Source organism: Streptomyces virginiae (assembly GCF_000720455.1).
GTDB lineage: Bacteria > Actinomycetota > Actinomycetes > Streptomycetales > Streptomycetaceae > Streptomyces > Streptomyces virginiae.
In genome coordinates this window covers 1-4890 of sequence record NZ_JOAK01000070.1, presented here as the reverse complement: position 1 = coordinate 4890, position 4890 = coordinate 1, and the positions used below count along the sequence as shown (strand labels likewise).

Below are 4890 nucleotides of genomic sequence, written 5' to 3'. Positions count from 1 at the left end.
AGATGCGGGGATCGCGGTTGCTTGACCGGAGACCACCTCACTATCGATGTCCTGCGGTACCCGGGCTCAGACTTCCGCCCGGGCGATCCTGATGGCGCCTCAACTCCTCCGTTCTTCCCTCGGTGATCAACTGTTTACCTGCGGGAACTGCTGTACTGCCGATACTGCGAACTGCTCGTACTGCGCGTGACCTGGTCAAGCGCCACGCCTTCGGCAGCCAGCCCCGTTGCCCATCGTGCATCTGCCCTGGCTTAGAACCCCACTGCCGAACTTCCCGGTGCGCGCGCCCGCAGCCGACGCCTTCACCGAGGTACCACTCACTCAACTGCACTGCTGGGTACTGCCAACTTCACCACTGCGTCAACTGCGGTACTGCTCACGGTGGCCCCTGATCACTGCGAGCCACCCGGTCCGGTCGTCAGCCCCGTCGCCTTCCTGCACCTGCTCTGGCTTCGAAACTCCACCACCGCACCGTCCTGCGCACTGCAACTTCGGGTACTGCGGTACTTCTGCCTGGCAGTTCGTCTCTGCCAGGCCCTGCTGTCTCTCTGGGCTACGAGAGAAACCATAACCGCACCACCACCCAATGTCTACTCTGGCCGACATAGATTTCCAGATGTCCTCCCTTGAGGTAATCGGGTGCTGTCGGGTTGAACGGGTGTCGGCGGGGGCGCCACGACCGGGGAGGCAGAGCCGGACTTCGCCGCGGCGAGCGCGCGCTGGAGTCGCCTCCGATTGTTGCGATGTGTCTCATCGCAGCGTCCTTCGGTGGCGTGGTAGGCGTCGGCCGACGACGAGACCCACCGCAAGGCCTGCCTCTCCCACCGGGCGCCTGCCCGAAGCAGCCGGCCTACGCTGGCGGGCTCAGCCGCCCGCGCCCGTCCTGCTGTGCGCCGGAAATGCTCTCCCGGTCTGAGGCAGGCGACGGTGAGGCGCCGGTCGCGGTGAACGCCTTCACTGCGGCAGCGTAGGACCGACCCGGTTCGGCGGACTTCATCGGCTCGGCTGCAGCGGCCAGCAGGATGACCTGGCACAGACAGCCACCGCGGTCAGGTCCGTCGTCCCTGACCCTGATGCATGTCGCGGTCGTGATTCGGTCGTTTCGCGGGAAAGAGAACTCTGTGGAGGCTGATGTGGCGCGTGAGCGGATCGGACTGGCTGAGGTGCTGGCAGCGGCGGAGGCCGCCGCACCGGTGGACTCCCTCGATGTCGTGGCGCGTAGCCTCCGTGACCGGTTCGGCGCGGGGTACGTGTCGTTCCTGTTCGTGGACGTCGTCGGCCGGCGCCTCCTGCGCGTCCACGACACGGCGGCCACCTACACGGAGGAGCGCGCCGAACAGGTGCCCCTCGCCGGCAGCAGCATCTACGACGAGGTCCTGAGCAGCCAGAGACTGGTGCTTCAATCGGACGGGGAGCAGGGTCGGCGGGTGCTTGCCCCGGTCACCAACCGCGGCGACACCATCGGCGTCCTGGAGTTGTTCCTCACCCAGGTCACCCGGGATGTGCTGGAGCAGGTCGAAGATGCCGCGCACGCTCTGGCGTACATCATCGTCACCGACCGCCGCTTCACCGACCTCTACCACTGGGGCAACCGCACCACTACGGTCAGCCTCTCCGCGGAGATCCAGCGCCAGCTCCTGCCCTCGGCGCCCTCCTGCGAGGCCCCCCAGTTCACCCTCGCCGGTGCCCTGGTCCCAGCCTCCGACATCGCCGGCGACACCTACGACTACAGCCTCGACAACGGCACCCTGCACCTGTCCGTCACCGACGCCATGGGCCACGACGTCGATGCCTCGCTCATGGCCACCCTGCTGGTCAACGCCTCCCGCGGCGCTCGCCGCGCAGGGACGGACCTTGCCGAACAGGCCCGCCAGGTTCACCAGGCCCTCCTCGACCATGGCCGACGGACCTTCGCCACCGGCCAGCTGCTGCGCATCGCCCTGGACGGGACCGGCGCCCAGCTCGTCAACGCAGGCCACCCCTGGCCCCTCCGCCTGCGCGACGGCGCCGTCGACGTCGTGCCCTTGGCCGTGGACCTGCCCTTCGGCATCGCCCTCCAGGGCCTGTACCACGTGCAACAACTCGACCTGCGCCCCGGTGACCGCCTCCTGCTCCACACCGACGGCATGCAGGAACGCGACGCTGAAACAGTCGACCTGCCCGCCCTCCTCCGCAAGACCGCAGCCGAGCATCCGCGCGAGGTCGTACGCACCCTCGTCGGCGCTGTCACCGGCGCCTATGACGGCCAGCCTCCCAAAGACGACGCCACCGTCCTCTGCCTCGACTGGCACGGCCCCCAACCCGCCTCCACTCGAACGCCGAGGGCGTGACCACGCGCGCTGGCCCCGGACGGTCCTTGCCCCCCCCCCCCCCGCTGGGCGCAATCGAAGTAGCGGCGTCCGGCGCGCTGAGTGACTGCGCCCTACCGCTTTCGGTGGATCCCGGTGCGTGGGCGGCTCGGTTCGGGCAGCCTGGAATGAGTGGCCCGGGGGGAGCTGCTCGTGCGGCCGCCGGGAGACGGCCGAGTACCCGACACAGTCGTCCACGCACCGGGCGGAACCTGCACCGCCGCCGCTTGGGGTGGTTCACGCCCGTCCGGCGGCGATCGGGATGCGTCTCGTACACGCTGGACGGCGTCTGTGGTGCGGGGGCTGTCTAGGCCGTGAGCATGCCGCTGCGCAGGTGGGTCAGGATGCGGGTGAGCAGGCGGGACACCTGCATCTGCGAGATGCCGAGCTCGGCACCGATCTCGGACTGGGTCATCTCCTGGGCGAAGCGCATCCGGAGAATCTTGCGGTCGCGTTCGTCGAGGTCGCGCAGGAGGGGCGCGAGGGTGTGGAAGTCCTCGAAGAGTGCCATGGCCGGGTCGATGTCACCGACGGTTTCGCTCAGGGGCCGGCCCTCGCGGCGAGCGGCCGTGCGCTCGGTGACGCCGGTGGCCGAGTCGATGGAGGCACTGATGTAGCCGTTGGCGGCCACCAGTCCCTCGATGACGTCTTCCTCTGAGAGTTCGAGGTGCTCAGCGATCTCCTTGACGCTTGGTGCGCGTCCGAGAACCTCGGTGAGCGTCTCCTGGGACTTGGCGAGCTCGACGCGGAGTTCCTGCAGGCGGCGGGGGACGTGCACGGCCCAGGTGGTGTCGCGGAAGTACCGCTTGATCTCACCGGTGATGTACGGGATGGCGAGGGTGGAGAATTCGACCTCGCGCTCGGGGTCGAAGCGGTCGATGGCCTTGATCAGGCCGATCGTGCCGACCTGGATGACGTCGTCGAGCTCGATGCCGGCGTTGATGCGGGCGGTGAACCGGCGGGCGGCGAAGTGGACGAGGGAGATGTTCATCTCGATCAGGGTGTTGCGCGCGTACTGATAGTCCCGGGTCCCCTCTTCCAGCTCCCTCAGCCGCACCAGGAACAGGCGCGACAGCTCCCGCGCGTCCGCGGGCGCCACCTCGCGGGCGTTGTCGATCTGCGGCAAGGGCCCCGCGGCCTGCCCGACGGCGTCTGCGGGCTCGGCACGGGTGAAGGCGTCCAGGGCGGTCTCCTGGGCGGAAATGGTGGCTGTGGCGACGTGAGACATGAAAGCGTTCCTCCCCTGCACGAATGGCTTGCGCGGGCGTGTGCCCACACAAGCGGAATCCCAATCAGACGGACCTCTCATGGCGTGGGTCCGATCACGGCATCACCGGCCCCCTGTGCTGCGAGCGGTGGCCGGGCCGCAGTGCGGCCCGGCCACGCGGTGCGTCCGGGGGCTGTGCCAAGCCCTCAGGTGGCTGCGGCGTGCAGCTGGGGCCGGCGCAGTTCTGCCTGGCCGAAGAGGAGGGCGTAGTCGCCCGGGAGCTGGCGCAGGATGCGGGCGAGGAGGTCGGGGCCCGCGAGGCGGGTGACGACGGCGAGTACCGCGCCGGTGTCCCAGCGGGCGGTGGCCGGGGTGGCGCCGGTACGTTCGGCGAGGTCCTTGACGAAGCCCCAGCCGGTGAGGTGTTCGGTGTCGGGAATCTGGGCGGTCAGGGTGAGGGCGGCCTCGACGGGCAGGCACTGGGCGAGGTCGACGCGCTCGTCGCCGGTGAGCTGCCGGCCGAGGGCGGCCAGGACGGTACGGACGGCTTCTTCGGCGCGTTCGCGGGTGGGGTAGGCGCCTTCGTAGCGCACGCGTTCCAGCATCCGGTCGAACGTCATGGCGGGGGTGGCCCGGTTCGGTCGAGGCTGGTCGTACATGGCTGCTGTTGCCTTTCTCTGCTGAGGATCCGGCCTCCGGCCGGTGGAGGGCCGGGGCGGGCGGGTCGACGGTCAGGTGGGCTGGGGGTGGCCGAAGAGGAGGTCGTAGCCGTGCGGGAGTTGGAGCAGGACCTCGCGGGTGAGGACATCACCCGCGGCGGCGGCCGCGGTGGACAGGACGGCGCCGATGTCCCACAGAGCCGTCTTCTCGGTGGCGCCCTCGATCCAGGCCGCGGTCGCACGGACGAACCGCTCCGGCGAGAGCGGCTCCGCGGCCTGGAGCGGATTGAGGAGGATCAGGGCGTACGTCTCGGGCAGCCGGGCGGCGAGCTCGGCCCGCACGCTGCCCACCAGGTGTGCGCCCAGCAGCGCCAGGACGACGCGGGCTACGCGGTCGGCGTCCTGCGGGGTCTCGTACTCGCCTCGTTCCTGGACGTGGGCCAGGAACGCCTCCCTGCGCATCGACATCACGTCACCTCCAGAAAGGGGTGAAGGGTCCAAGAGGGGTGCGGAGGGCGGGGTACCGGAGGGGGAATCGGCTCTTCCCGCCCTCCGCTGCCGGCTGGTACTGGAGGGTTCAGCCGGAGATCTGCTTGCGGCCGGACTCGCCGCCGATGCTGATCTTGCGGGGCTTGGCGCGCTCGGCGATCGGGATCCGCAGGGTCAGGACACCCGC

At 69.6% G+C, this 4890-nt stretch carries 4 protein-coding genes and 1 pseudogene; 1 reads left to right on the top strand and 4 read right to left on the bottom strand.

The genetic code is table 11. The features are described from left to right. Positions 1-1133: 1133 nt before the first annotated feature. Positions 1134-2330 carry a PP2C family protein-serine/threonine phosphatase gene (locus IG86_RS0137825; protein WP_030903052.1) on the top strand — a complete coding sequence of 399 codons (1197 nt, stop codon included), beginning with the start codon at positions 1134-1136 and terminating at the stop codon, positions 2328-2330. A gap of 325 nt (positions 2331-2655) precedes the next feature. On the opposite strand, the gene IG86_RS0137820 is transcribed toward IG86_RS0137825, so the two are convergent. The 4 genes and pseudogenes from IG86_RS0137820 to IG86_RS44950 all read right to left on the bottom strand — a co-directional run. Next, positions 2656-3576: a SigB/SigF/SigG family RNA polymerase sigma factor gene (locus tag IG86_RS0137820; RefSeq protein WP_078906190.1), complete on the bottom strand. Its 921-nt coding sequence runs from the start codon at positions 3574-3576 to the stop codon at positions 2656-2658. Between the two features lie 185 nt (positions 3577-3761). Beyond that, positions 3762-4214 carry a DUF2267 domain-containing protein gene (locus tag IG86_RS0137815; RefSeq protein WP_030834198.1) on the bottom strand — a complete coding sequence of 151 codons (453 nt, stop codon included), beginning with the start codon at positions 4212-4214 and terminating at the stop codon, positions 3762-3764. 72 nt (positions 4215-4286) lie between these two features. After that, positions 4287-4682: a DUF2267 domain-containing protein gene (locus tag IG86_RS0137810; RefSeq protein ID WP_030834201.1), complete on the bottom strand. Its 396-nt coding sequence runs from the start codon at positions 4680-4682 to the stop codon at positions 4287-4289. A gap of 109 nt (positions 4683-4791) precedes the next feature. After that, positions 4792-4890, bottom strand: a pseudogene (locus IG86_RS44950) (Hsp20/alpha crystallin family protein); the annotation flags it as partial.

What these genes read in the sequence shown, in the direction of transcription:
- IG86_RS0137820 (WP_078906190.1), bottom strand. Translation starts at nt 3,576, where the DNA reads ATGTCTCACGTCGCCACAGCCACCATTTCCGCCCAGGAGACCGCCCTG.
- IG86_RS0137815 (WP_030834198.1), bottom strand. Translation starts at nt 4,214, where the DNA reads ATGTACGACCAGCCTCGACCGAACCGGGCCACCCCCGCCATGACGTTC.
- IG86_RS0137810 (WP_030834201.1), bottom strand. Translation starts at nt 4,682, where the DNA reads ATGTCGATGCGCAGGGAGGCGTTCCTGGCCCACGTCCAGGAACGAGGC.